Annotated in this window: 18 protein-coding genes; 8 read left to right on the forward strand and 10 right to left on the reverse strand. The window is 58.0% G+C overall.

Annotated elements, in window-relative coordinates:
* Positions 1-57: 57 nt before the first annotated feature.
* From noc to rpmH, 8 genes are all read right to left on the reverse strand, one after another.
* Positions 58-873: a nucleoid occlusion protein gene (gene noc, locus PTZ19_RS18285; RefSeq protein WP_276356525.1), complete on the reverse strand. Its 816-nt coding sequence runs from the start codon at positions 871-873 to the stop codon at positions 58-60.
* Positions 874-1,382: 509 nt separating this feature from the next.
* Positions 1,383-2,132: a 16S rRNA (guanine(527)-N(7))-methyltransferase RsmG gene (gene rsmG, locus PTZ19_RS18290; protein WP_276356526.1), complete on the reverse strand. Its 750-nt coding sequence runs from the start codon at positions 2,130-2,132 to the stop codon at positions 1,383-1,385.
* The gene (mnmG, locus tag PTZ19_RS18295) at positions 2,132-4,027 is read right to left on the reverse strand and encodes a tRNA uridine-5-carboxymethylaminomethyl(34) synthesis enzyme MnmG (RefSeq protein ID WP_276356527.1); all 1,896 of its coding nucleotides are present in this window, start codon (positions 4,025-4,027) and stop codon (positions 2,132-2,134) included. The genes rsmG and mnmG overlap by 1 nt, the downstream gene beginning before the upstream one ends.
* Positions 4,028-4,047: 20 nt before the next feature.
* Positions 4,048-5,424, reverse strand: a complete 1,377-nt coding sequence (gene mnmE / locus PTZ19_RS18300) for a tRNA uridine-5-carboxymethylaminomethyl(34) synthesis GTPase MnmE (protein WP_276356558.1) — start codon at positions 5,422-5,424, stop codon at positions 4,048-4,050.
* Between the two features lie 91 nt (positions 5,425-5,515).
* Complete coding sequence (gene jag / locus PTZ19_RS18305; RefSeq protein ID WP_276356528.1) at positions 5,516-6,133, reverse strand: RNA-binding cell elongation regulator Jag/EloR; 618 nt, start codon at positions 6,131-6,133, stop codon at positions 5,516-5,518.
* The gene (locus tag PTZ19_RS18310) at positions 6,130-7,023 is read right to left on the reverse strand and encodes a YidC/Oxa1 family membrane protein insertase (RefSeq protein ID WP_422615015.1); all 894 of its coding nucleotides are present in this window, start codon (positions 7,021-7,023) and stop codon (positions 6,130-6,132) included. Before PTZ19_RS18310 ends, jag begins: the two co-directional genes overlap by 4 nt.
* Before the next feature lie 91 nt (positions 7,024-7,114).
* Positions 7,115-7,540, reverse strand: coding sequence for a ribonuclease P protein component (rnpA, locus tag PTZ19_RS18315; RefSeq protein ID WP_276356530.1), 426 nt, complete (start codon positions 7,538-7,540; stop codon positions 7,115-7,117).
* 104 nt (positions 7,541-7,644) lie between these two features.
* The gene (gene rpmH, locus PTZ19_RS18320) at positions 7,645-7,779 is read right to left on the reverse strand and encodes a 50S ribosomal protein L34 (RefSeq protein ID WP_276356531.1); all 135 of its coding nucleotides are present in this window, start codon (positions 7,777-7,779) and stop codon (positions 7,645-7,647) included.
* 554 nt (positions 7,780-8,333) lie between these two features.
* Here rpmH and dnaA point away from each other — a divergent pair.
* The 6 genes from dnaA to gyrB all read left to right on the forward strand — a co-directional run bounded on the left by dnaA (position 8,334) and on the right by gyrB (position 14,653).
* On the forward strand, positions 8,334-9,686 hold the full coding sequence (gene dnaA / locus PTZ19_RS18325; RefSeq protein ID WP_276356532.1) for a chromosomal replication initiator protein DnaA: 1,353 nt from the start codon (positions 8,334-8,336) through the stop codon (positions 9,684-9,686).
* A gap of 158 nt (positions 9,687-9,844) precedes the next feature.
* Positions 9,845-10,984 (forward strand): DNA polymerase III subunit beta, encoded by a 1,140-nt coding sequence (gene dnaN, locus PTZ19_RS18330; protein WP_276356533.1) that lies wholly within the window; start codon positions 9,845-9,847, stop codon positions 10,982-10,984.
* A 10-nt stretch (positions 10,985-10,994) separates the two neighbouring features.
* Positions 10,995-11,210, forward strand: a complete 216-nt coding sequence (yaaA, locus tag PTZ19_RS18335) for a S4 domain-containing protein YaaA (protein WP_276356534.1) — start codon at positions 10,995-10,997, stop codon at positions 11,208-11,210.
* A 66-nt stretch (positions 11,211-11,276) separates the two neighbouring features.
* Positions 11,277-12,395 carry a DNA replication/repair protein RecF gene (recF, locus tag PTZ19_RS18340; RefSeq protein WP_276356535.1) on the forward strand — a complete coding sequence of 373 codons (1,119 nt, stop codon included), beginning with the start codon at positions 11,277-11,279 and terminating at the stop codon, positions 12,393-12,395.
* 14 nt (positions 12,396-12,409) lie between these two features.
* Positions 12,410-12,655: an extracellular matrix regulator RemB gene (gene remB, locus PTZ19_RS18345; protein ID WP_276356536.1), complete on the forward strand. Its 246-nt coding sequence runs from the start codon at positions 12,410-12,412 to the stop codon at positions 12,653-12,655.
* Between the two features lie 87 nt (positions 12,656-12,742).
* Complete coding sequence (gene gyrB, locus PTZ19_RS18350) at positions 12,743-14,653, forward strand: DNA topoisomerase (ATP-hydrolyzing) subunit B (protein WP_276356537.1); 1,911 nt, start codon at positions 12,743-12,745, stop codon at positions 14,651-14,653.
* A gap of 22 nt (positions 14,654-14,675) precedes the next feature.
* On the opposite strand, the gene PTZ19_RS18355 is transcribed toward gyrB, so the two are convergent.
* The gene (locus PTZ19_RS18355; RefSeq protein ID WP_276356538.1) at positions 14,676-15,458 is read right to left on the reverse strand and encodes a YheC/YheD family protein; all 783 of its coding nucleotides are present in this window, start codon (positions 15,456-15,458) and stop codon (positions 14,676-14,678) included.
* Between the two features lie 141 nt (positions 15,459-15,599).
* Here PTZ19_RS18355 and gyrA point away from each other — a divergent pair, with 141 nt between their 5' ends.
* Positions 15,600-18,101, forward strand: a complete 2,502-nt coding sequence (gene gyrA, locus PTZ19_RS18360) for a DNA gyrase subunit A (protein WP_276356539.1) — start codon at positions 15,600-15,602, stop codon at positions 18,099-18,101.
* A gap of 39 nt (positions 18,102-18,140) precedes the next feature.
* Positions 18,141-19,220 (forward strand): HD-GYP domain-containing protein, encoded by a 1,080-nt coding sequence (locus PTZ19_RS18365; protein ID WP_276356540.1) that lies wholly within the window; start codon positions 18,141-18,143, stop codon positions 19,218-19,220.
* 102 nt (positions 19,221-19,322) lie between these two features.
* On the opposite strand, the gene PTZ19_RS18370 is transcribed toward PTZ19_RS18365, so the two are convergent.
* Complete coding sequence (locus PTZ19_RS18370; protein WP_276356542.1) at positions 19,323-22,532, reverse strand: FAD-dependent oxidoreductase; 3,210 nt, start codon at positions 22,530-22,532, stop codon at positions 19,323-19,325.
* Between the last annotated feature and the right edge of the window lie 30 nt (positions 22,533-22,562).

Here is a 22,562-nt window from a genome sequence, read left to right on the forward strand (position 1 = left end):
CGGTGGTAGAAGCCGCGGCATGCGGCATCCGTACTTGTTTCGGGGGCTTGCTGCAAGTTATCTTTTCGGGATATGAATCACGATCTCGTAGTGATCCTCGTAATCTTTCTCGCTCGCTTTGATCGGAATGCCGGAGCCGGTGACCATATCGACCGATTGGCGGATCGTGTTGAGCGCAAGGCGGACGTCTTTGGAGAACGAGATCCGGCTCTTCTTCGCGGGTTTGGATACTTCCAAATAGAAGGCGACCCGGGTTTCCGTCTGCTTGACGTTCAATTCTTTCTCGATGATTTCGGCCAACAGTTTGTTCTGCAGTTCTTCGTTCGGCAAGGAAAGCAGCGCCCGCGCATGCCGCTCCGTGATTTTGCGCTCCAGCAGCGCGTTTTTCACTTCGTCGCCCAGCTGCAACAGCCGGATTTTGTTCGCGATGGTCGACTGGCTTTTACCCAAACGTTGAGCCAGGCTCTCCTGCGTCAAATCGTGGAGGTCGATCAGTTTCTGGTAAGCGATCGCTTCCTCCAAAGCGGTGAGCCCTTCCCGTTGCAGGTTTTCGATCAGCGCCATCGAAGCGGCTTGGGAATCGTTGATTTCCCGGACGATGGCGGGAATCGTCTCCATGCCGAGCTTCGTCACGGCGCGCCAGCGTCTCTCCCCCGCGATGATCTCGTATTTGCCGCCGCGCACGCGGACCACGATCGGCTGAATGACGCCGTGGGTCTTGATCGTCTGGCAAAGCTCGTCGATCCGTTCGTCATCGAACACCGTGCGGGGTTGATAGGGACTCGGCAGAACGTCCTTGACCGGTATTTGCTTGACCTCTTCCTGACCGCTTCGATCAGACAAGCCTAACAAACGAGAGAACGATTCTTTCATCTGTCTTGGATCACCACATTCAATGATATAGATGCAAGCAAGCAACAACGACTTCGTCGATCATTGGAAACGGAGAATGTCGTTTTAACGGAGGCGATTCAGAAATGAGTAGGCGTGAAACTTATGGATTCTGAATCACGGATAACGACCGGACCGTTCGCGGCAAGCCGGATTTCCGGCGACAAAAAGCGCCGCCCTTGCACGCCACCCGGCGTCTGTGCGGCACAACGACTCTTCACTCCGACACGAACACAGTCTTTGAAAACCGGTGTCCGTATACGCTTATGTAGCAATCTGCGAGCAAACGGGACTTTCTATTCGGAAGACCCTATGAACCGAGCTCGCAGGGCAGCTATGCCGCAATCTGCGAACCTTCCAAACCGGCTTCTCCTATTATACCTCAGAGACGGAGGATACGCTACGAATAAAAATGTTCCACGTGGAACACGATTCGGGCCGGGCCGAAAAATGTTTCACGTGGAACATAGCGCGTTAAGAGGTTTATAGGTTTAAGATTTTCCCGCGCCGCCTGCCAATAAAGGCTGCTTGATCGGCAAACCCGATTTGCGGGGATACGCTTTGGGCGTCGGCCCCTTCTTTCCGATGACGACCAGATGGCGTGCGGAACCTTCATTCGGTAATGTAAGCGACAGCGTATCGCGCAATTCGCCGTTCAGCAGCTTCAGGCTGTGAAAGCTTTCGTCCAGTTCTTCGCGAACGTCCGATCCTTTCATGGCGATGAACAGGCCGTTCGGTTTCACGAAAGGCAGGCACAATTCGTTAAGCGCCGCGAGGCGGGCAACCGCACGCGCGGTAGCCGCGTCATAGCGGTCACGGTGCGCCGGCAGCCGCCCCAGTTCCTCCGCTCGCCCATGAAGGCAGGTGACGTCGACGAGCCCAAGCTCGGAGACGACCTCTTCGAGAAAACGGATGCGCTTCGCGAGCGCGTCAACGATCGTGATCTTCAAATGCGGATACACGATCTTTAATGGAAGAGACGGGAATCCGGCGCCCGATCCGATGTCCGCGATGGAGGAAATCCGACTGAAATCGGCCGCCTTCGCGAGCGTCAACGAATCGTAAAAATGCTTCTCGTATACCGCCGGCCGATCGGTAATGCCCGTTAAATTCATTTTCTCGTTCCATTCCACGAGCAGCCGGTAATAGGCTTCGAATTGGCCGGTCATTCTCTCCGGGTCGTTCATCGTGACGCCGATGGCGGATAATCGTTCCGCGAACAGCAACTGAATGTCGTCCATTACGCCTGCGCCGCCGTAACCCGGTTATAATGCTCCAGATGCACCAACAAAATGGACAAATCCGACGGCGTGACACCGGAAATCCGCGAGGCCTGGCCGAGCGACAACGGACGCACCTTGGACAGCTTCTGCTTGGCTTCGGTCGCCAAACCGTGGATCTTGTCGTAATCGATGTTCTCGGGGATCCTTTTTCTTTCCATTTTTCCGAGCCGTTCGACCTGCTGCAGCTGCTTCTCGATATAACCGGCGTATTTGATCTGGATTTCGACCTGTTCTTTCATCTCTTCCGTCAGTTCGACGGAAGAAGGGGACAGCGACTCCAGCATTTCATAGGTCACTTCCGGTCGGCGCAACAGATTGAGGCCGTCCACCGCGTTTTGCAGCGGAGCCGATCCGCAAGCCGCCAACATCGCTTGGACCTGTTCATCCGGCCGGAACTTCGTTTCCTTGAGCCGCTCGATCTCCGCTTCCACCCGCTGCTTCTTGTCCAGGAACTTGCGGTACCTCTCCTCGGCAATCAAACCGATTTCGTATCCGAGCGGCGTCAGCCGCAGATCCGCGTTGTCATGGCGGAGCAGCAGTCGGTATTCGGCGCGGGAGGTGAGCAGGCGGTACGGCTCGTTGGTTCCCTTCGTCACCAGGTCGTCGATCATGACTCCGATATAGCCTTGGGAGCGGTCGATGATCACCGGGCTTTCGCCCTTCACTTTGCGCGCGGCGTTAATGCCGGCCATGATGCCCTGACCCGCTGCCTCTTCATACCCGGACGTACCGTTGATTTGTCCCGCGGTGAACAGGTTTTGCACCAATTTCGTCTCCAAGGAAGGCCAGAGCTGCGTCGGTACGACCGCGTCGTATTCGATCGCGTAGCCGGTGCGCATCATCTCCACCTTCTCGAGCCCGGGGATCGACCGCAAAATGCGCAGCTGGACGTCTTCCGGCATGCTCGTGGAGAGCCCTTGCACGTAATATTCCTTCGTATAACGTCCTTCCGGCTCGAGGAAAATCTGATGTTTCGGCTTGTCGGTGAAACGGACGATTTTGTCCTCGATCGAAGGACAATAACGAGGGCCGGTTCCTTCGATGGCGCCGGAAAACATGGGAGCACGATGCAAGTTGTCGTTAATGATTTTGTGCGTTTCCTCGGACGTATAAGTCAGCCAGCAGGGCAATTGGTTTTCCGCATGCTCCATATACTCGGTTTCGTAAGAGAAGTATTTCGGTTTCTCGTCCCCGGGCTGGATTTCCGTCTTGTCGAAATCAATGGAATCCTTGTGCACGCGCGGCGGCGTTCCGGTCTTGAAACGGGCCAGCTGGAATCCGAGCTGACGCAGGTTTTCGGAGAGCTTCACCGACGGCTGCTGGTTATTCGGTCCGCTCTCGTACATCAGCTCGCCCATGATGACTTTCCCGCGCAAATACGTGCCCGTCGTCAGCACGACGGCTTTGGCTCCGTACTCCGCTCCCGTTTTCGTTACGACGCCGCGGACGACGCCGTCTTCCACCAACAGTTCCTCCGCCATCCCCTGGCGCAGCGTCAGCCGCTCCTGCTTCTCGATCGTTTCCTTCATCGTATGCTGATACAGGAATTTGTCGGCCTGCGCGCGCAGCGCGTGAACGGCCGGCCCCTTGCCCGTGTTCAGCATCCTCATTTGAATGAACGTTTTGTCGATGTTGCGTCCCATTTCCCCGCCGAGCGCGTCGATCTCCCGAACGACGTGTCCTTTGGCAGGCCCGCCGACGGATGGATTGCAGGGCATAAACGCCACCATGTCCAGGTTGATCGTCAGCAGCAGCGTCTCGCAGCCCATCCGGGCCGACGCCAATGCGGCTTCCACGCCGGCATGGCCGGCCCCGATGACGATGACGTCGTAATCTCCGGCTTTGTATCCCATGGGTACCCCTCCTCGTGAATTTATTTGCCCAAACAGAACTTCGAAAAAATCTCGTCCAGCAAAGACTCGCTGGCCGTATCTCCCATAATTTCGCCGAGCGCTTCCCAGGAGGCGCTGATGTCGATCTGGATCAGATCGATCGGTACGCCTTCTTCCGATGCCCGTATCGCATCCTCTAAAGAAGACTTCGCCCGGTATAAAGCGGCCGCGTGCCGCGCGTTGCTGACGTACGTCAAATCCGCCGCCTCGATCGAACCGCGGAAGAACAGCCGGGACACCGCTTCCTCCAACCGGTCGAGACCAATGCCTTCTTTCACGGACATCCGCACGATCCGGTCGCTTCCGTAGTCCTTTTCGATCTCCTCGATCTGGAGGCGTCCCGGCAAATCCATTTTATTGACGAGCACGAGCGACGCCCGATCCTTCAGCTCCGAAAGCAGCTTCCGTTCGTCTTCGTGCAGCTCCTCGTTCCAATTGACGACGAGCAGGATCAAATCCGCTTCGTTCAGCGCGCTTCTCGACCGCTCCACGCCGATTCGCTCGACGACGTCGCTCGTTTCGCGGATTCCCGCGGTATCGAGCAGCCGCAGCGGAATCCCGCCGAGCGACACCGTCTCTTCCACGATATCGCGCGTCGTGCCCGGAATATCCGTGACGATGGCCTTATTCTCATGCGCCAGCGCGTTGAGCAGCGAAGACTTGCCGGCATTCGGCCGGCCGACGATCGCCGTCACGATGCCTTCACGCAGTATTTTCCCTTCGTCTGCCGTTTTTAGCAAGGCGTTCACATCGTTCAGGACGGCACCGCACGTTTCGCGGATTTCGGCGGCCGACATCTCCGGCGCGTCATGCTCGGGATAATCGATATTGACTTCGACGTGCGCAAGCAATTCGAGCAGCCGGGATCGCAACGGAACGATCTTTCGGGACAACGCCCCTTCGGACTGCTTTCTCGCGACTTGGAACGCCCGCTCCGATTTCGAGCGGATCAAGTCGATCACGGCTTCGGCCTGCGACAAGTCGATCCGTCCGTTCAGGAACGCCCGCTTCGTGAATTCGCCCGGTTCGGCCAACCGCGCGCCTTTCCTCAAAATCAGCTCCAGCACCGATTGGACGGCGATCATGCCGCCATGCGTGCTGACTTCCACTACGTCTTCCGCCGTAAATGAACGCGGCCCTTTCATCACGGTCACCAGCACTTCATCCAGCACCCGGTCCTTCTCCGGGTCGCGGATCCAGCCGTAATGTACCGTGTGCGACGCCGCCTCGCGCAAATCCGTCTTCGAACGGAAAATGTCGGCTACCGTATCGACCGCTGCGGGACCGCTGACGCGCACGACCGCGATGCTTCCCTCTCCCAGGGCGGTCGCGACCGCCGCGATCGTATCTTCAGAAATGCCCATAACGTCAGCTGCCCTCCCAAGCAAAAACTCCCCATCATCTTAGAGAATGATGGGGATTCCGTGATATGAAATGCCGTACGAATGCTTACTTCGCCGCGATGACGATCCGGCGGTTCGGTTCGTCTCCTTGGCTGAAGGTCTTCACGTTCGGATTCCCTTGCAGCCTCGAATGGATAATCTTTCTTTCCTGCGAAGTCATCGGTTCCAGGACGATCTCTTTCCCGGATCTGACGACTTTCGATGCCATGCGGTCGGCGAGCGCCTCCAGCGTCTGGCGGCGCCGCTCCCGAAACTGCTCGGCGTCAAGCACGATGCGAAGATGGCGGTCCGAATGGCGGTTGGCTACGATGTTGACGAGATATTGCAGGGAATCGAGGGTTTGCCCTCTGCGTCCGATGAGCAACCCGAGATCCGCGCCTTGCACGTTCAGCCGGATGCCGTCGACATCCTCTTCGCGCTCGACCGTTACGGATAAACCCATCGCCGCCGCCACTTCTTGAAGGAAAGCGGATGCTTCCTCCACGCCGTCCGGCAGCAACTCCAGCTCCACTCTCGCGTCCTTGGCTCCGATCAGACCGAACAATCCTTTGCTCGGCTGCTCCAACACCGCAATCTTCACCCGGTCTTCGGCCACGCCCAGCTGGACGAGACCGTTACGTACCGCTTCCTCCACCGTTTTGCCTGACGACTGCAGCTTTTTCATTTGGCATGGGCCCCCTTCTTGCCTTTCCCCTTGGCCTTGCCTCCCGCTTTTTTCGGATCCGGCTTTTCTTCGGGTTTAGAAGAACCACGCACGTACATGAAATAGTTCTGAACGATCGTGTACAGGTTGCTGAAAATCCAGTAAAGCGGCAACGCGACCGCGAAATTGATCGCCATGATGAAAATCAGCACCGGAAACACCATCATGAGTCCCTTCATCGGGCCCATGGCCTGCTGCTGGGCGGACATCATCTTCGATTGGACGAAGGTCGTGATCGCCGCGCAGAGAGGAATCAAATAGTAGTACCACTGGTGGCCGGCCGACCAGGCTTCGTGAGGCGAAAGCCCGAGCTTCAGCCCCAGGAACGAATGCTCGCGGATGGACGAGTTCATGTAGATCGAGTTGTACAAGGCGATGAAGATCGGCATCTGAATGATGAGCGGCAGACAGCCGGCCAGCGGATTGACTTGGTGCGTCTGGTACAGCTTCATCATTTCTTCCTGCTGCTTGCGCGGATCGTCCTTGTACTTCTCCCGGATCTGCTTCATCTCCGGCTGCAGGGCCTGCATCGCCTTCGTGTTCTTATACTGCTTGATCATGAGCGGCAAAATGATCGTCCGGACGATGATCGTCAGCAGCAGAATGGCAACCCCGTACTCTCCGTTGAACCATTCCGCGAACTTGTCCAACATCAAGGAAAACCAGTAGACCACGTTCTTGATCCACCAGGAATGGCTGTTCAGCATTTCTTCCGTCGTCGAGGTCTTCGTCGTCGGCGAACAGCCGGATAGGATCGACATCAGCGCCACCGCGCCGACCGCGATCCACCATTTGCGATTTCGCAGCAAAACCGTTAACTCCTCTCTACGATCCCGTTGAAAAAACCTCATGGACATGCGGTCAAAACCGTTCCGTCATTCGTCTGAGTCTCATGTTCACTATACCATAAGAAGAAAGGCAAAATAAAGCGCGAGGCAACGCTTACTTCCCCGTGCGCGAAGGTTTTCCGGTACCCGGTTTCCGCGGACCGCCGGTCTTTCGGCCTCCGGCATTCGGAGCCGGCTCGGTGCCGATCAGAAGACCCGCTTTCCGCAGCACGTGCAGCACGCTTCCTTCCATCTCTTTATACGTCATGTTCAAAGCGGGCTTGCGCACGATCAGGATCAAATCGTACTCATTCTTCAGCTTGGCGGCGTTCAGCCGCACGATTTCCTTCACCCTGCGTCTCACCCGATTGCGCACGACGGCGCCGCCGAGCTTGCTGCTCGCGGACACGCCCAGCCGAAAACAGCCCGGATTCGTCTGCCTGCGCCAATACACGACGAACTGGGAGTTCGCGAACGAACGCCCTTGCCGGTACACTTTGCCGAAGTCCTCTCGTTTTCGCAGCCGTAGTTTTCTCTGCACGCGATCCGCTCCATCATCCGCCGCGCGTATATCCGTTCCGCGGCCTCCCTCACAATTTTGGACCAGAAAATAAGAAAAAAGACCACCGCGGTGGTCTTTGATCGTTATGCCGTCAGAACTTTGCGGCCTTTATGGCGGCGGGCTTTCAGAACCTTACGGCCGTTCTTCGTGCTCATCCGAGCGCGGAAGCCGTGAACTTTCTTGCGCTTGCTGACATTCGGTTTAAATGTCGGACCCATGAATTGATACCCCCTTACGTGAAAACTCAGGTTTTTCTATTTAACCATTTTGGGCGCGAAAAGTCAACCGGGAATCGCGATTTCGAGAAAAACTTATTCACATGTGCATAACAAAATACGGTTTTTTCGACTTATTCAGTGTTTTGTCGAACGGCCTCACAATTTATCAACAATATCTTGTGCTGTGCATATCCAATCTCCACAAGTTATTGAAATTGGGGATAACAGCCGGAATTTCGTTGAATTCCGCGGGTTTCTCTGCTATCATTAGTCATGTTCTTCTCAGTGGATTTCTACTTTTTCCCCAGGATTTATCAACACCCTGTGAATAACTTTGTGAACAAATCCCCTCCCATCTGGACAATCCAGCAAAGAATTCAGGGAATCATGTGGATAACTTGATCGGCCTGTTCGCGGCGAAGTTATCTTTTTTCTTTGAATCCAAGCAAAAACGACATTCTCCGTCCTTTCACACCCAGGCGGCGAGGTCGTTTTTCGTTGGCTCTTTGGCGTCCTGAGCGGGCTATTAGCGTGTATAAAGGAGTGAGCGATACGTGGACAGCCGCAACAGCGAGATCTGGCAACAAGTGTTGTCGGTGATCCAAACCAGGCTCAGCAAACCGAGCTTCGATACCTGGTTCAAATCCACCAAAGCCTCCTTCCTTGGCGAAGACGTTCTGGTCGTCACGGCTCCGAACGTATTCACGGCCGAATGGCTGGAGTCCCGATATATGAAATTGGTTGCTTCGACGGTCGCCGATTATTTAGGTAGAACCGTCGACGTGAAGTTTTCCATCGAGGAAGCGCAGGCTTCCGAGCCGCCGGCGCCGTTTCCGCCGGCCCCCGCGGTCAAACCGCAGCCGCCCGAAGAGAATTTGTCGATGCTGAACCCGAAATACACGTTCGACACGTTCGTCATCGGCGCCGGCAACCGCTTCGCCCACGCCGCCTCGCTCGCCGTGGCCGAAGCGCCCGCGAAGGCATACAATCCCTTCTTCTTATATGGAGGAGTCGGTCTCGGCAAAACGCATCTGATGCACGCGATCGGACACTACATATTGGAAAGCAATCCCCATATGCGAGTCCTGTACATCAGCTCCGAGAAATTCACGAACGAGTTCATCAACGCCATCCGCGACAACCGCGGCGAAAGCTTCCGCAACAAATACCGCAACATCGACGTGCTGCTGATCGACGACATCCAGTTCCTCGCCGGCAAGGAAGGCACGCAGGAAGAGTTTTTCCACACCTTCAACGCGCTGCACGAGGAGCACAAGCAGATCATCATCTCCTCCGACCGGCCGCCGAAGGAAATCCCGACGCTCGAGGAGCGGCTGCGCTCCCGGTTCGAATGGGGACTGATCACCGACATCCAGCCGCCGGACCTGGAGACGCGGATCGCGATCCTCCGCAAGAAAGCGAAGGCGGAGAATCTCGATATCCCGAACGAAGCGATGATGTACATCGCCAACATGATCGACACGAACATCCGCGAGCTCGAGGGCGCGCTGATCCGCATCGTCGCCTATTCCTCGCTCACGAACCAGGACATAACGTCCCACTTGGCCGCGGAGGCGCTGAAAGACATTTTGCCGACCGGCCGCAACCGGATGATCACCATTCAGGACATCCAACAGCGCGTCGGCGAATTTTACGGGCTGAAGCTGGAGGATTTCAAGGCGCGCAAACGCACGAAAGCCGTCGCTTTCCCGCGGCAGATCGCCATGTATCTCTCCCGGGAAATGACGGATTATTCGCTGCCGAAGATCGGCGACGCATTCGGAGGCCGCGACCATACGACGGTCATCCATGCCCACGAGAAAATCTCCCAACAGCTGAAAGTCGACCAGGAGCTCTACAAAATCGTCCACGCGCTGACGGAAAAGATCAAAAACTTGAACGCTTGAATCCTGAGGATAATGATAAAGCCTATGCACATTTCATTCACACTGTGGATAGGCTTTCTTTTCGACTTTTTTCGCGTTATCCACATATTCAGGGGCCCTACTGCTACGACTTTATTTTTAAACATGATACAATATGGGCAAATAACGAGGTGAACCCATTGAAATTGACGATTCTGCGCCACGAACTGAACGAGGCCATCCAGAACGTATCCAAGGCGGTATCTTCCCGGACGACGATTCCGATCCTCAGCGGGATCAAGATCGAAGCCTCTTTCACGGGAATCACGCTGACCGCCAGCGATACCGACATTTCCATTCAAAGCTTTATTCCTATTGAAACGGCGGAGCAGACGATCGCCACCGTCGAACGGACGGGCAGCGTCGTGCTTCCCGCGAAGTTTTTCGTCGAAATGGTCAAGAAGCTGCCTCACGAAGAAGTGCATATCGACGTCGGCGACCGTTTCCAGACGATGATCCGTTCCGGATCCACGGATATCCAGCTCGCGGGACTCGATCCCGAAGAGTTTCCCGTGCTTCCGACGCTGTCCGAGGATCAGACCGTATCCGTGCCGGGAGACCTGCTGCGCGATATGATCCGCCAGACCGTCTTTTCCGTTTCGACGAACGAAGCTTCTCCGATCCTGACCGGTGTGCTGTGGAGCTTAAACGAGGGCACTTTCAAATTCGTGGCGACCGACCGTCACCGGCTGGCCAGCCGCACGGCCCAAGTGGAAACGCAGGACGTGCGTTTCTCGAACGTGGTCATTTCCGGCAAGACGCTCTCCGAGCTCGCCAAAATCGTGCCCGACCAGAACGCGATGGTCGACATCGTCGTCGCCGACAACCAGGTGCTGTTCAAGCTGGGCAACGTGCTGTTCTTCTCCCGGATGCTCGACGGAACTTATCCGGATACTTCAAAGATTATTCCGCAAACTTTTAAAACAGAACTCGTCCTGAACACCCGGATGCTCAGCGACGCGATCGACCGCGCGTACCTGCTCTCCCGGGAAGAAAAGACGAATATCGTCCGCTTGTCCACCTTGGAGAACGGCGACATTGAAATTTCCTCCAGTTCTTCCGAAATCGGGCGGGTCAAGGAAGAATTGGACTCGGTGCGCTGGAGCGGCGAACCGCTGAAAATCGCGTTCAACTCCAAATACATGCTGGACGTGCTCAAAGTCGTCGACAGCGAAGAATTGTTCATCGGCTTCACCGGCGCGATGAGCCCGATCATCATCAAACCGCGCGATTTCGACCACAGCTTGCATTTGATCCTGCCTTATCGAACGACGAATTGAGGGATGGCGGATGAAAAACGTCGGCATTTCAACGGAATACATCACCCTCGGTCAGCTGCTGAAGCTGGCCGATTGTATCGCTACGGGCGGTGAAGCCAAGGCGTTCCTGCAGCAGACGAAGGTGCTCGTGAACGGAGAACCGGACAACCGGAGGGGACGCAAACTCGTGCCCGGCGACGTCGTTCAGGTAGACGGTTGCGGCACGTTCACCGTCGCCGCACGTTAGCAGGCAGGACGCTTGCGCCCGGGTTGCCGACGAAGCCTGCGACCAGGGCCGGAAAGGAAGCCTCGCATGCAATTGAAATCGATCGAGCTTCAGGGATACCGCAATTACGATTCGCTTAAGCTCGCGATCGGCTCCGGCGTCAACATTTTCATCGGGCCGAATGCCCAAGGAAAAACGAATCTGCTGGAAGCGATCCACGTTCTTGCGCTCACCAAATCGCACCGGACGTCCAAGGATAAAGAACTCATCGGCTGGAACGCCTCTTCCGCCCGCATCCGCGCGGAATTGGAGCGGCGACTCGGCACCGTGACGCTGGAGCTTGCGATTTCGGCCCAAGGCAAGAAAGCCAAGCTGAACGGGCTGGAGCAGCGCAAGCTCAGCGGTTTCGTCGGTTCGCTGAACGTCGTGCTGTTCGCGCCGGAGGATCTGGATATCGTCAAAGGAGCGCCGGGCGTGCGCCGCCGATTCATGGATATGGAAATCGGCCAGGTGCATCCCGGTTATTTGTACGATTTGCAGCAGTACCAGAAGGTGCTCCAGCAGCGCAACAACTACCTCAAAGCGACGGACCTCTCGCGGGCGTCCGACGCGATGCTCGAGGTATGGAACGAACAGTTGGTCGCATATGGTGTTAAAATGATGCAAAGAAGGAAAAACTTTATACTGCATCTTCAGCGATGGGCGGAGAAAATCCATGCCGGCATCACGGCGGATTCGGAGCGGCTGGAGGTCGTCTACCGCCCTTCCTTCGGATCTCCGGAAGAGGTCATGGGCCAAGATGATTCTTCTTTATTCCGGCAATTTATGATAAAGTTAACTCAGAGCAAGGAGCAGGAATTCCGCCGCGGCACGACGATGACCGGACCCCATCGGGACGATCTGGCGTTCGCCATCAACGGCAAGGACGTCCAAGCGTTCGGATCCCAGGGTCAGCAGCGGACGGCGGCGTTATCCTTGAAGCTCGCAGAATTGGAACTGATGCGCGAGGAAATCGGAGAATATCCGATTCTCCTGCTGGATGACGTATTGTCGGAATTGGACCAAATGCGGCAGACCCAGCTCATCGAAACGTTTCAAAGCCGGGTGCAGACGTTCATCACGACCACCGGTTTGGAAAGCGTGAACATGAGCCGGCTCAAGGATGCCGCCGTTTTTCATGTTCGCGGCGGCACGCTGCTGTCGTAACAAGGAGGGTGCCCATGTACATTCATCTCGGCGGCGAGAAAATCATCCGGACGTCGCAGGTCGTGGCCATTTTCGATATATCGATCGAGCACTCCTCCAAGCTTTCCCGGCAATTCGTGGCGCAGGCCCAGAAGAACCGCGGCGTGGAGACGATCGGGGAAGAAGAGCCGAAATCGATCGTTTTGACGGATGACCGGGTTTATTTTTCGCCGATCTCCTCGTCCACTCTGAAGAAAAGGGCTCATCACCTGGATGAGTAACGGCTGCCGCAACGCGGCGGACGGCTCGTCCGTATGGCAAATAGGCAACTGCTCGGCAGCGCAAAGAAGGCGGTGGAGGGTTTGTCCGTGAATACGCAGCAAAACACGTACGATGAAAGCCAGATCCAAGTCCTCGAGGGACTCGAAGCGGTACGCAAGCGTCCCGGGATGTATATCGGTTCCACGAGCGGCAGAGGCCTGCACCATCTGGTGTGGGAAGTCGTGGACAACAGCATCGACGAGGCTTTGGCGGGCTACTGCGATACGATTAACATTGTCGTTCATGAAGACAACAGCATCACCGTGACCGACAACGGCCGCGGCATTCCGGTCGGGGAACATCCGAAGCTGAAGAAATCCACGCTGGAAGTCGTCATGACCGTGCTTCACGCGGGGGGCAAGTTCGGCGGGGAAGGCTACAAGGTTTCCGGCGGCTTGCACGGGGTCGGCGTCTCGGTCGTGAACGCTTTGTCGGAGCAGGTGGTCGTGACCGTCAAACGGGACGGGAAAATCCACCAGCAGGAATACCGCTGCGGCGTGCCCCAGTACGACGTGCGGGAGATCGGGGAAACCGACGAAACCGGCACGCAGACCCATTTCAAGCCCGATCCGGAAATTTTCACCGAAACGACGGAATACGATTACGACACGTTGGTCAGCCGGATTCGCGAGCTGGCTTTCTTGAATAAAGGCATTCGCATTACGATTACCGACGAGCGGACCGGCGTCAGCGAATCGTTCAAGTACGACGGCGGCATCGTCGAATTCGTCCAATACTTGAACCGTACCCGCGAGGCGCTGCATGAGCAGCCGATCTACGTGGAAGGCACGAAGGACAATATCGCTTGCGAGATCGCCCTGCAATACAACGACGGGTACACGGAAAACATTTATTCCTTCGCGAACAACATCCACACGCACGAAGGCGGCACCCACGAGTCCGGCTTCAAGAGCGCGCTGACGCGGATCATCAACGATTACTCGCGCAAAATGGGTTTCGTGAAGGACAGCGAGTCGAATCTGACCGGCGACGACGTGCGCGAAGGGCTGGCGGCCATCATCTCCGTCAAAATCCCGGAGCCGCAATTCGAAGGCCAGACCAAGACGAAGCTCGGCAACAGCGAGGTTCGCGGCATCGTGGAATCGCTGCTCGCCGAGAAGCTGATGGAATTCATGGACGAGAACCCTTCCGTCGCCCGGAAGGTCATCGATAAATCGCTGCAAGCGGCCCGTGCCCGGGAAGCCGCTCGCAAAGCGCGGGAACTGACCCGCCGCAAGAGCGCGCTGGAAGTCAGCTCCCTGCCCGGCAAGCTGGCCGACTGCTCCTCCAAGGACGCTTCGATCAGCGAACTGTTCATCGTCGAAGGCGATTCGGCGGGCGGGTCCGCGAAGCAAGGACGCGATCGTCATTTCCAAGCGATCCTACCTTTGCGCGGCAAGATCCTGAACGTCGAGAAAGCGCGGCTGGACAAAATCCTGAGCAACGCGGAGATCCGGGCGATCATCACGGCGCTCGGCACGGGCATCGGCGACGATTTCGACCTGAGCAAGGCGCGCTATCACAAAATCTGCATCATGACCGACGCCGACGTCGACGGCGCGCACATCCGCACGCTGCTGCTGACGTTCTTCTATCGCTACATGCGCAAGCTGATCGAGGCGGGTTACGTGTACATCGCGCAGCCGCCGCTGTTCAAGATCGAACGGAACAAGGTAGTCCGTTACGCGCAGTCGGAGAAAGAACGCGACCAGATCATCGCCGAATTCGGAGAAGGCGCCAAAGTCAACGTCCAGCGGTACAAAGGCTTGGGGGAAATGAACGCCGAGCAGCTGTGGGAAACGACGATGGACCCCGACAGCCGGACGATGCTGCAGGTGCGCATCGAAGACGCATTGCAGGCGGACATCATGTTTGACACGCTGATGGGCGACAACGTCGAACCGAGACGGGACTTTATCCATCAGTACGCGAAATACGTTAAAAATCTCGATATCTAACGTTTCGCTGCTTGCCGAATCGTTAAGCGGTACGGATGCGGGATTTCCGCTTGCGAAACCTGCCGTACAGGGCGGCATATCGATAAACTTTGCGGAAGACGGATTTGTCGGGAAGCTTGCGGAAAATGTACGGGTCGGGTTTGGTGTTGACCTCGAGGATCCAGGGTACGAATCGGTCGTCGACGGCGACATCGATCCCGATTTCTTTTAGACCCGGATATTGGGCATGCAGGGCCTCGGCGACGGAGGTGCCGAGGTCCTTCAGCCGCGTGAGGCAATCATTCAACTTTCGGCCGTCCAAATGAACGCCGAGCAGCTTTTCGACCGGCATGAGCGTGCCTCCGCTGTGGTAGTTCGTCACGATTTTCCGCGGATGCGCGAGCCTTCCGATCAAACCGGTCGTTTCCCATTCGGACTCCGGGCTCAGCTGGACCATGATCCGGACGTCGAACCGCCGCCTGTCGTACTTCAGCAGCTCAATCCCCTGTTGAACCAAATAATTTTTCCGTTTTTTCACCCGGGATAACGTTTGGAACAACTCCTCGAACGAGGAGCAACGATATTTATGCACGCCGGATTGGAATCCATACGGAGAGCGTTTCCCGGGGCGTTTTTCCACCCGAATGACGCCTTTGCCGAAGGTGCCTTTCACCGGCTTGACGTAAACCATGCCATAACGGTCCAGCATGTCCTCGAGCGTGGCTTGGTTAAAGGGTTGCGTCACCGGCACGTATTGCCGGAGACGGGGGTCCGCCATCAGGACGCTTGTCTTGGCCCACTTGCTCACGACGCGTTGGATAGGCATCTTATGGTTCCAACCTTTCCCGGTTGCGTTATGGTATAATATTTTTATGTTTTCGATTTACTTTATGTCGGGCTGTTTCCGGTGGTGTATCCGCCGCGTGCCCGGCAATTCCTGCGTTTAGGCCAGGTTAGGAGGATCTTCATGTCGGAAGAGCAACGTTCCCACATTTTCGACCGCGACATCGGAACCGAGATGCGGGAATCGTTCATGGATTATGCCATGAGCATCATCGTCAGCCGTGCGCTTCCCGACGTACGGGACGGACTGAAGCCGGTTCACCGGCGGATTTTGTTCGGAATGTCGGAGCTGGGCATGACTCCCGACAAACCTTATAAGAAATCGGCGAGAATCGTCGGCGAGGTCATCGGTAAGTACCATCCCCACGGGGACTCGCCGATTTACGAAGCGATGGTCCGGATGGCGCAGGATTTTTCCATGCGCTACATGCTCGTGGACGGCCACGGCAACTTCGGGTCCATCGACGGCGACTCGGCGGCGGCCATGCGGTATACGGAAGCGCGGATGTCGAAGATCGCGCTCGAGATGCTGCGGGACATCAACAAGGAAACGGTCGATTTCAATCCCAACTATGACGGGGAAGAACAGGAACCGGCCGTTTTGCCCGCCCGTTTTCCGAATTTGCTCGTCAACGGCAACACGGGCATCGCCGTCGGCATGGCGACGAATATTCCGCCTCACAACCTGCGCGAGGTCATCGACGGCACGCAGGCGCTGATCCGCAACCCCGAGCTGACGCCGCTAGACTTGATGGAATACATCCACGGTCCGGACTTCCCGACGGCCGGCTATATTCTCGGGCGGGAAGGCATTCGCCAAGCGTACCGCACCGGACGCGGATCCATTACGATGCGGGCCCGGGCGGACATCGAGGAGACCGGCGGCAAAGCGCGCATTATCGTACACGAGCTGCCGTACCAGGTCATCAAAGCCCGGCTCGTGGAGAAAATCGCCGAGCTCGTGCGCGAGAAAAGAATCGAAGGCATTACCGACCTTCGGGACGAATCGAACCGCAACGGCATCCGGATCGTCATCGAGCTGCGCAAAGACGCGAATCCGAACGTCGTGCTGAACAATTTGTACAAGCATACCCCGATGCAATCGAGCTTCGGCATCAACATGCTCGCGATCGTGAACAAAGAGCCGAAAGTGCTCAATTTGCGGGATATGCTGCATTACTATATTTTGCACCAGGTCGACGTCATCACCCGCCGTACCGAATTCGATCTGAAGAAAGCGGAAGCGCGCGCCCACATCCTCGAAGGACTGCGGATCGCCCTCGACAACCTGGACGAGGTCATTGCGCTCATCCGGGCTTCGCGGACGACCGAGGAAGCGCGCGACGGGTTAATGAACCGGTTCGGCCTCTCGTTCGACCAAGCCCAGGCCATTCTAGACATGCGCCTGCAAAGGCTGACCGGCTTGGAGCGCGAGAAAATCGAGCAGGAATATCAAGAGCTCATGCAAAAGATCGCCGAGTACAAGGCGATCCTGGCGGATGAGTCGCTCAAGCTTAAAATCATCGACGAAGAGCTCGAGGAAATCAAGGTCAAATTCGGGGACGAACGTCGTACGGAAATCACGCACAGCGACAACGAAATCCTCGACGAAGACTTGATTCCCCGCGAGGACGTCGTCATCACGATGACCCACTCCGGCTACATCAAACGGTCGCCGGTATCCACCTACCGCAGCCAGAAGCGCGGCGGCCGCGGCGTGACCGGAATGGGCACGAAGGAAGACGATTACGTCGAGAACCTGTTCATTTCGAACACCCACCATTACCTGCTGTTCTTCACGAACAAGGGGCGGGTATTCCGGCTGAAAGCGTACGAGATTCCGGACTTAAGCCGGACGGCGCGGGGGACCCCGATCATCAACTTGATCCAGATCGAGCAAGGGGAAACGATCAACGCGGTGATTCCGGTGGAGTCGTTCGAGCCGAACCGTTATTTGTTCTTCGCGACCCGCAACGGTATCGTGAAGAAAACGCCGCTCGACGACTATTCGAATATCCGGAAGGTCGGCTTGATCGCGATTTCCCTGCGGGAAGACGACGACTTGATCGGCGTCAAGCTGACCGACGGCGAACGCGAGATCATTATGGCCACCGGCAACGGCATGTCCATCCGGTTCCCGGAGCAGGACGTTCGGGCCATGGGCCGCTCGGCGACCGGGGTCAAAGGGATCGCGTTGGATGAAGAGGATCACGTCATCGACATGGACGTCGTGGATCCGGACAAAGACGTGCTGATCGTGACGACCGGAGGCTACGGCAAGCGGACGCCGATGTCCGAATACCGCACGCAGACCCGCGGCGGCAAAGGCATCAAGACGCTCAATATCACCGATAAGAACGGACCGATCGTCAGCCTTAAAGTCGTTCAGGACGACGAAGACTTGATGATCATGACGACTTCCGGCACCTTGATCCGCATCAGCATGTCCGCTATCAATACGATGGGTCGCATTACGCAGGGCGTCAAGCTGATCAATATCCGGGAAGATGACGCGGTTTCCACGGTGACGAGAGCGCCGCGCAGCGAGGACGAGCAGGATGAGAACGGCGATCCGGCAGAAGCGGCTGATGAAGGGGAAGGAACGGAGCCATCCGCCGAAGAATAATCATCCGCGGGAGCGAATCTAAAAAAGGAGGTACCCCGTATGCCGGTTGTTCCCTTGATGCAGGCGCAAGTCGGCGACCGATTGGGATGCGACGTACAGACCGCTTTGGGCAGCGTCTTGATGGAAGAAGGACGCACGTTATCCGAGCGCGATCTGGAAATTTTGCAGGCATTTTTGATCCCTTCCGTGGATATCCGGCGTTCGGGGATGGACGATCTTGACCCCGAGTCCGGTGCGGACGAGTCCGGCGCTGCCGGGTCGGAAGTCAAGCTGTCTTCCCTCCAGAAGGAATTCGTCCAAATGGAGAAGCTGATGAAGCGCACGTTCTCCATGATGAGCTCCGGGATGAAGCTTCCGGTATTGGAACTGCGGAACGGGCTTACCGCTTTGCTGAGGCATATAGACGACTATAACGTCATTTCATTCTTGGTTCCGGGCGGCGGGAACCGGGAGGACGTCTTGCTGCGCAACAGCGTTCTGTGCGCCATGACGTCTTACTTGCTGGCCAAATGGGCGAAGTTTCCCGAGAAGGATTGGCTGCAGATCGCCATGGCGGGTCTGCTTCATGACATCGGCAACGTCAAGGTGGACAGCGCCATCTTGAACAAGACGAGCCGTTTGACCCCCGAAGAGCTGCAGGAAGTCCGCCAGCATACCGTGTACGGTTTCCGGCTGCTGGAGGGAAGCACCGCTTTGAACCAAGGGGTGTGGCTGTCCGCTTTGCAGCATCATGAAAGGATCGACGGCAGCGGCTATCCGATGAAAGTCAAAGGCGACAAGATCCATCCGTACGCCAAAATCGTGTCCATCGCCGACATGTACCATGCGATGACGTCCAACCGCAACTACAAAAAAGCGGAGTCGCCGTATTTGGTGTTGGAGGAGCTGCAGGCGGAGGCGTTCGGCAAGCTGGACCCGCTGTTCGTCCAGACGTTCATCGAACGGACCACGCAGTTCCATTACGGCGTGTTCGTGCGGCTGAACGACGGGCGGATCGGGGAGATCGTATTCTCCGATCGCAACCATCCGACGCGCCCCATGGTATCGGTGCACGGGAATATCGTGAACTTGATGCAGGAGCGTCAGCTGTTTATCTGCGAAGTGTTCGCGACGAATTGATTGGTTTCCCTACGGGGTACGCGATAAAGAGCCCATCTCACCGCTATCATCGGGGATGGGCTCTTTGCATATGCGTTCGAAGCGAGGCGATAAGCCTAAGAATCAGACGACGCGCCGCAGCAGGACGCTGCTGTCGGAAACCCGATCGTACCGGGTTTGGAACGGGCACGGCGGCATCGCCCCTGCTTGGGCTTGGGAAGCGGCATCCAGCCAATTCGACCAGGCGCACGGATCTTTGCCGAAGTCGCGTTCCGAGATCGACGCAAGCTCGGCATGCGCGTGTTCCGACAGCAGCGCACGCACGTCATCCAGGTAGGATATAAGGATGCGGTACCCCTCGGGGTCGCCGCATCGGGCCATGGAACGGCCGATCATAAGCTCCAGCAGTGCGCGCCGCTCCTCAAAGTAGTCCGGCTGCAAACCATCCCGGCATGCGAGGTTCCGCAAGGGATGGTGCCCGTGCAGCTTCCGAAGCGCAGGCAGCATGGCCGGGCTGCCCAGCCGTTCGGCTCCGAGGCATACGGCCTGCACGTAGTAGAACGTGCATTTGAGCATATCTTTAAAGTCGTCCTCAGCCGGATGAAGACGGTCCGCGACGGCCTCCCATACGGGAATGCCGCGCGGGTCGGCGGTAAGGGCGAGCGAATGAAGCAAATAAGCCAAATCCGGCATGGCGCCATGGTCCGGCGGCAGCTGCACGTACATGAAATCGTCCCGGCGCTCCGGAAGGCTGGGACCGGCCGCTAGAAGGCGTTCGATATCCGCGAGCAGCACCGGCACGGCGGCCGGGGAACCCAGCATCGCCAGCGCCTGCGCGAGGTGGACTTGCCTCCTTCCTTCCGCCTCCGCCATCGCTTTCTCCAGAACGGGAATCGCGGCGGGGCCGGCGGAACAGATTTCCGCGAACGGGATCGAACCTTGGAACGTCTCGTTCATCCGCATGTTCGAGTAATGGTACAGCGGGAGATCCCCGGTTAATCCGTCCGCCAGGCGCTCGAGGGCATCGGCGTCGTACGCGATCGGCGCCAGCTTGCGTTCCGGCGTATCGGCCGGCAGCAGTCCGGCATCGGAGAGCCGGCGCTGCAGCTGACGGATGTCCACGCGGCGCGGCGATACGCCTTGTCGGAGCGAGTGCACGGCGGCAAGGGCCGCTGCGCCGCCCAAGTTCTCGAGATCCGATTGCATCCGGATCGCGGGCAGCGCGTCGTGCGTCGCGGAGATCGCCTTGCCGACGACCAGAATGCCCTCGAGTCCTTGCGGCAGCAGCATGCGATAAGGAATTTCGATGAACAGGTTCGGCGGAATCGCCCCGACGTTCACCCAGTCGGCCGTACTTAAGCCCTTGATATCGTGATTGCTGAAGTGCACGTTCACGACGTCCGGCCACAACCGGCCGAGCAACTGGTCCGCGAGCGTCATGACGACGTCTCCGCGGATATGCCGGCTCTCTCGCGTGGCGACGTAAACCCCGTGGTCGTGCGTAACGCGGCCTCTCCGCCTGCCGGTCAGGATGGCGCGCGTATAGTCTTCGATGTTGGAGACGTCGACCATGCTCGTGAAATTGTTCTGGGTGCGCCCGGGTTTCTCGAACTGCGCCAAGGAATACCACATGACCGTCCGGTCCCTCTCCGACCCGTAGACGAAATCCGCTCCCGCGAACGCGGCGAGATCGCCGTCGCCGGTGGCGTCGATCGTTACGCCGGCCACATAGGCGGCGGGTCCCCAGCGGGTGGCGGCCAGCACGCCCCGCACGTTATCGCCTTGCTTCAGCGCGGCGAAAACGATCGCATGGAACCTCGCCTTGACCCCGGCCTCTTCCGTCTCCTGAAGCAGGGCGTGCTTCTTGGCTTCGATGTTCCATTTGCCCCCCGTGTAGCGGAGCCGCCGGTGCTGCGTTTCGACGAGGGCCGTAATCCGTTCCGCGAAACCGACGCGCCTGCCGAACCAATAGCTGTCGACGCCGCCGACCGTGCCCGTTCCGCCCAGCCCGTCATTTCCTTCGAGTACGAGGGTTCGGGCCCCTTCCCTGCCCGCCGTAATGGCGGCCGTGGCGCCGCTGGTTCCGCCGCCGGCAACCAATACGTCCGATTCGCCGGCTAAGGGGACATCGAAAGAGCCGAAAGGCGCGAAGGGGTAAGGCTTGCCTTGCTGAGGCGAAACCGGCATGTGGACCGTGCAGGGCAACGGAGGTTCCGAATCGTCGCCGGCAGAACCGCGCAGGCTTTCCGATCCGGTCTCGGAACCGCCGCCCTTCTTCTCCGTCCGGCTGGCTTCCAAGGCCGCGTAAGCCAGCCGTTCACCTTCCGCCGCGGCGGTGCCGGCGTTCAACCAGCGGCGGTCCGGAAGGCCGGCGCCGGAAGCATACCAAATCCCGCCTGCCCGCGCGAAGGACTCGGGCCCAAGGGTTTGCGCCGAGTTGTCTTTGATGCCGACCGGCAGCGGACCGAGCAACTCCGTCGACGCCGCGGCGAAGAAGGCGCCGCCGAAGCCTTCCGTCTCGGCGATCAAGTAAGCGGCAAGCGCCATCGACCGGTGCCGCGCTTCGCTTTCCCGCTTATGCGAGGCTTCGCAAGTGGATTCCGCCGGCAGCTCCAGCACCATTTCGGCGAGCACGTGCCCCGCTCCCCGGCATCCCCGGCGCAGCACGATGCGATGGTCCGCGATCCCGAGGGCGGCCGGCACCCGAAGCTCCGCCGGTTCCGTTATCGGGTTGCCCGCGTATCCGGTAAACTCCAGCACCCGGGCGTACCTCGCGGTCTCGGGTTGCCCGGCGGCCGACGCACCCCGCAGCCCCATCGCGCCGCCTGTTCCCTTCGGCCCGCAGAAGGAGGTAACGGCCGTCTCGGTCGCGTCGATCAGAATGCCGCCCGTCAGCAGCTGCAAGCCCGATTTATTGGCGATGGCCACCCGGAACCGCCCAAACGCTTCCCGTTCGATCCGAACCGGAAGCGTCGCATACAGCAGATTCACGCCCGCTTCCGCTAGGCGATCCTCCAAGTACAGCTTGACGCGGTCCGGGTGCAGCGCCGTTTCGCCGCCATCGTCTCCAGCCGCCGCCTCTTCCGATCCAGCGGCTTGCAGGCTCCCGCCCGCCAATTCGTGAAGCTTCGCCTCTTCTCCGCTCATCCAATACCGATGGGCGGCGGTGATTTCCCGTCCCAAGAACGTACGCGGCTCGGCCAGCCAGACCTTGAGCCCTTCCCGGGCCAAAGCGAGCGCGGCGGCGACCCCGGCATAGGAACCGCCGATGACGACCGCGTCCGCCGATCCCAAGATCGGAAGCTGCCGTTCCGGGATACGGATCTTCTTCATGCTTCATCCTTCCTTTCCCGAAAGAAGAAG

Origin of the sequence: Cohnella caldifontis, from assembly GCF_029360585.1 — a bacterium.
Classification (GTDB): domain Bacteria; phylum Bacillota; class Bacilli; order Paenibacillales; family Paenibacillaceae; genus Cohnella; species Cohnella caldifontis.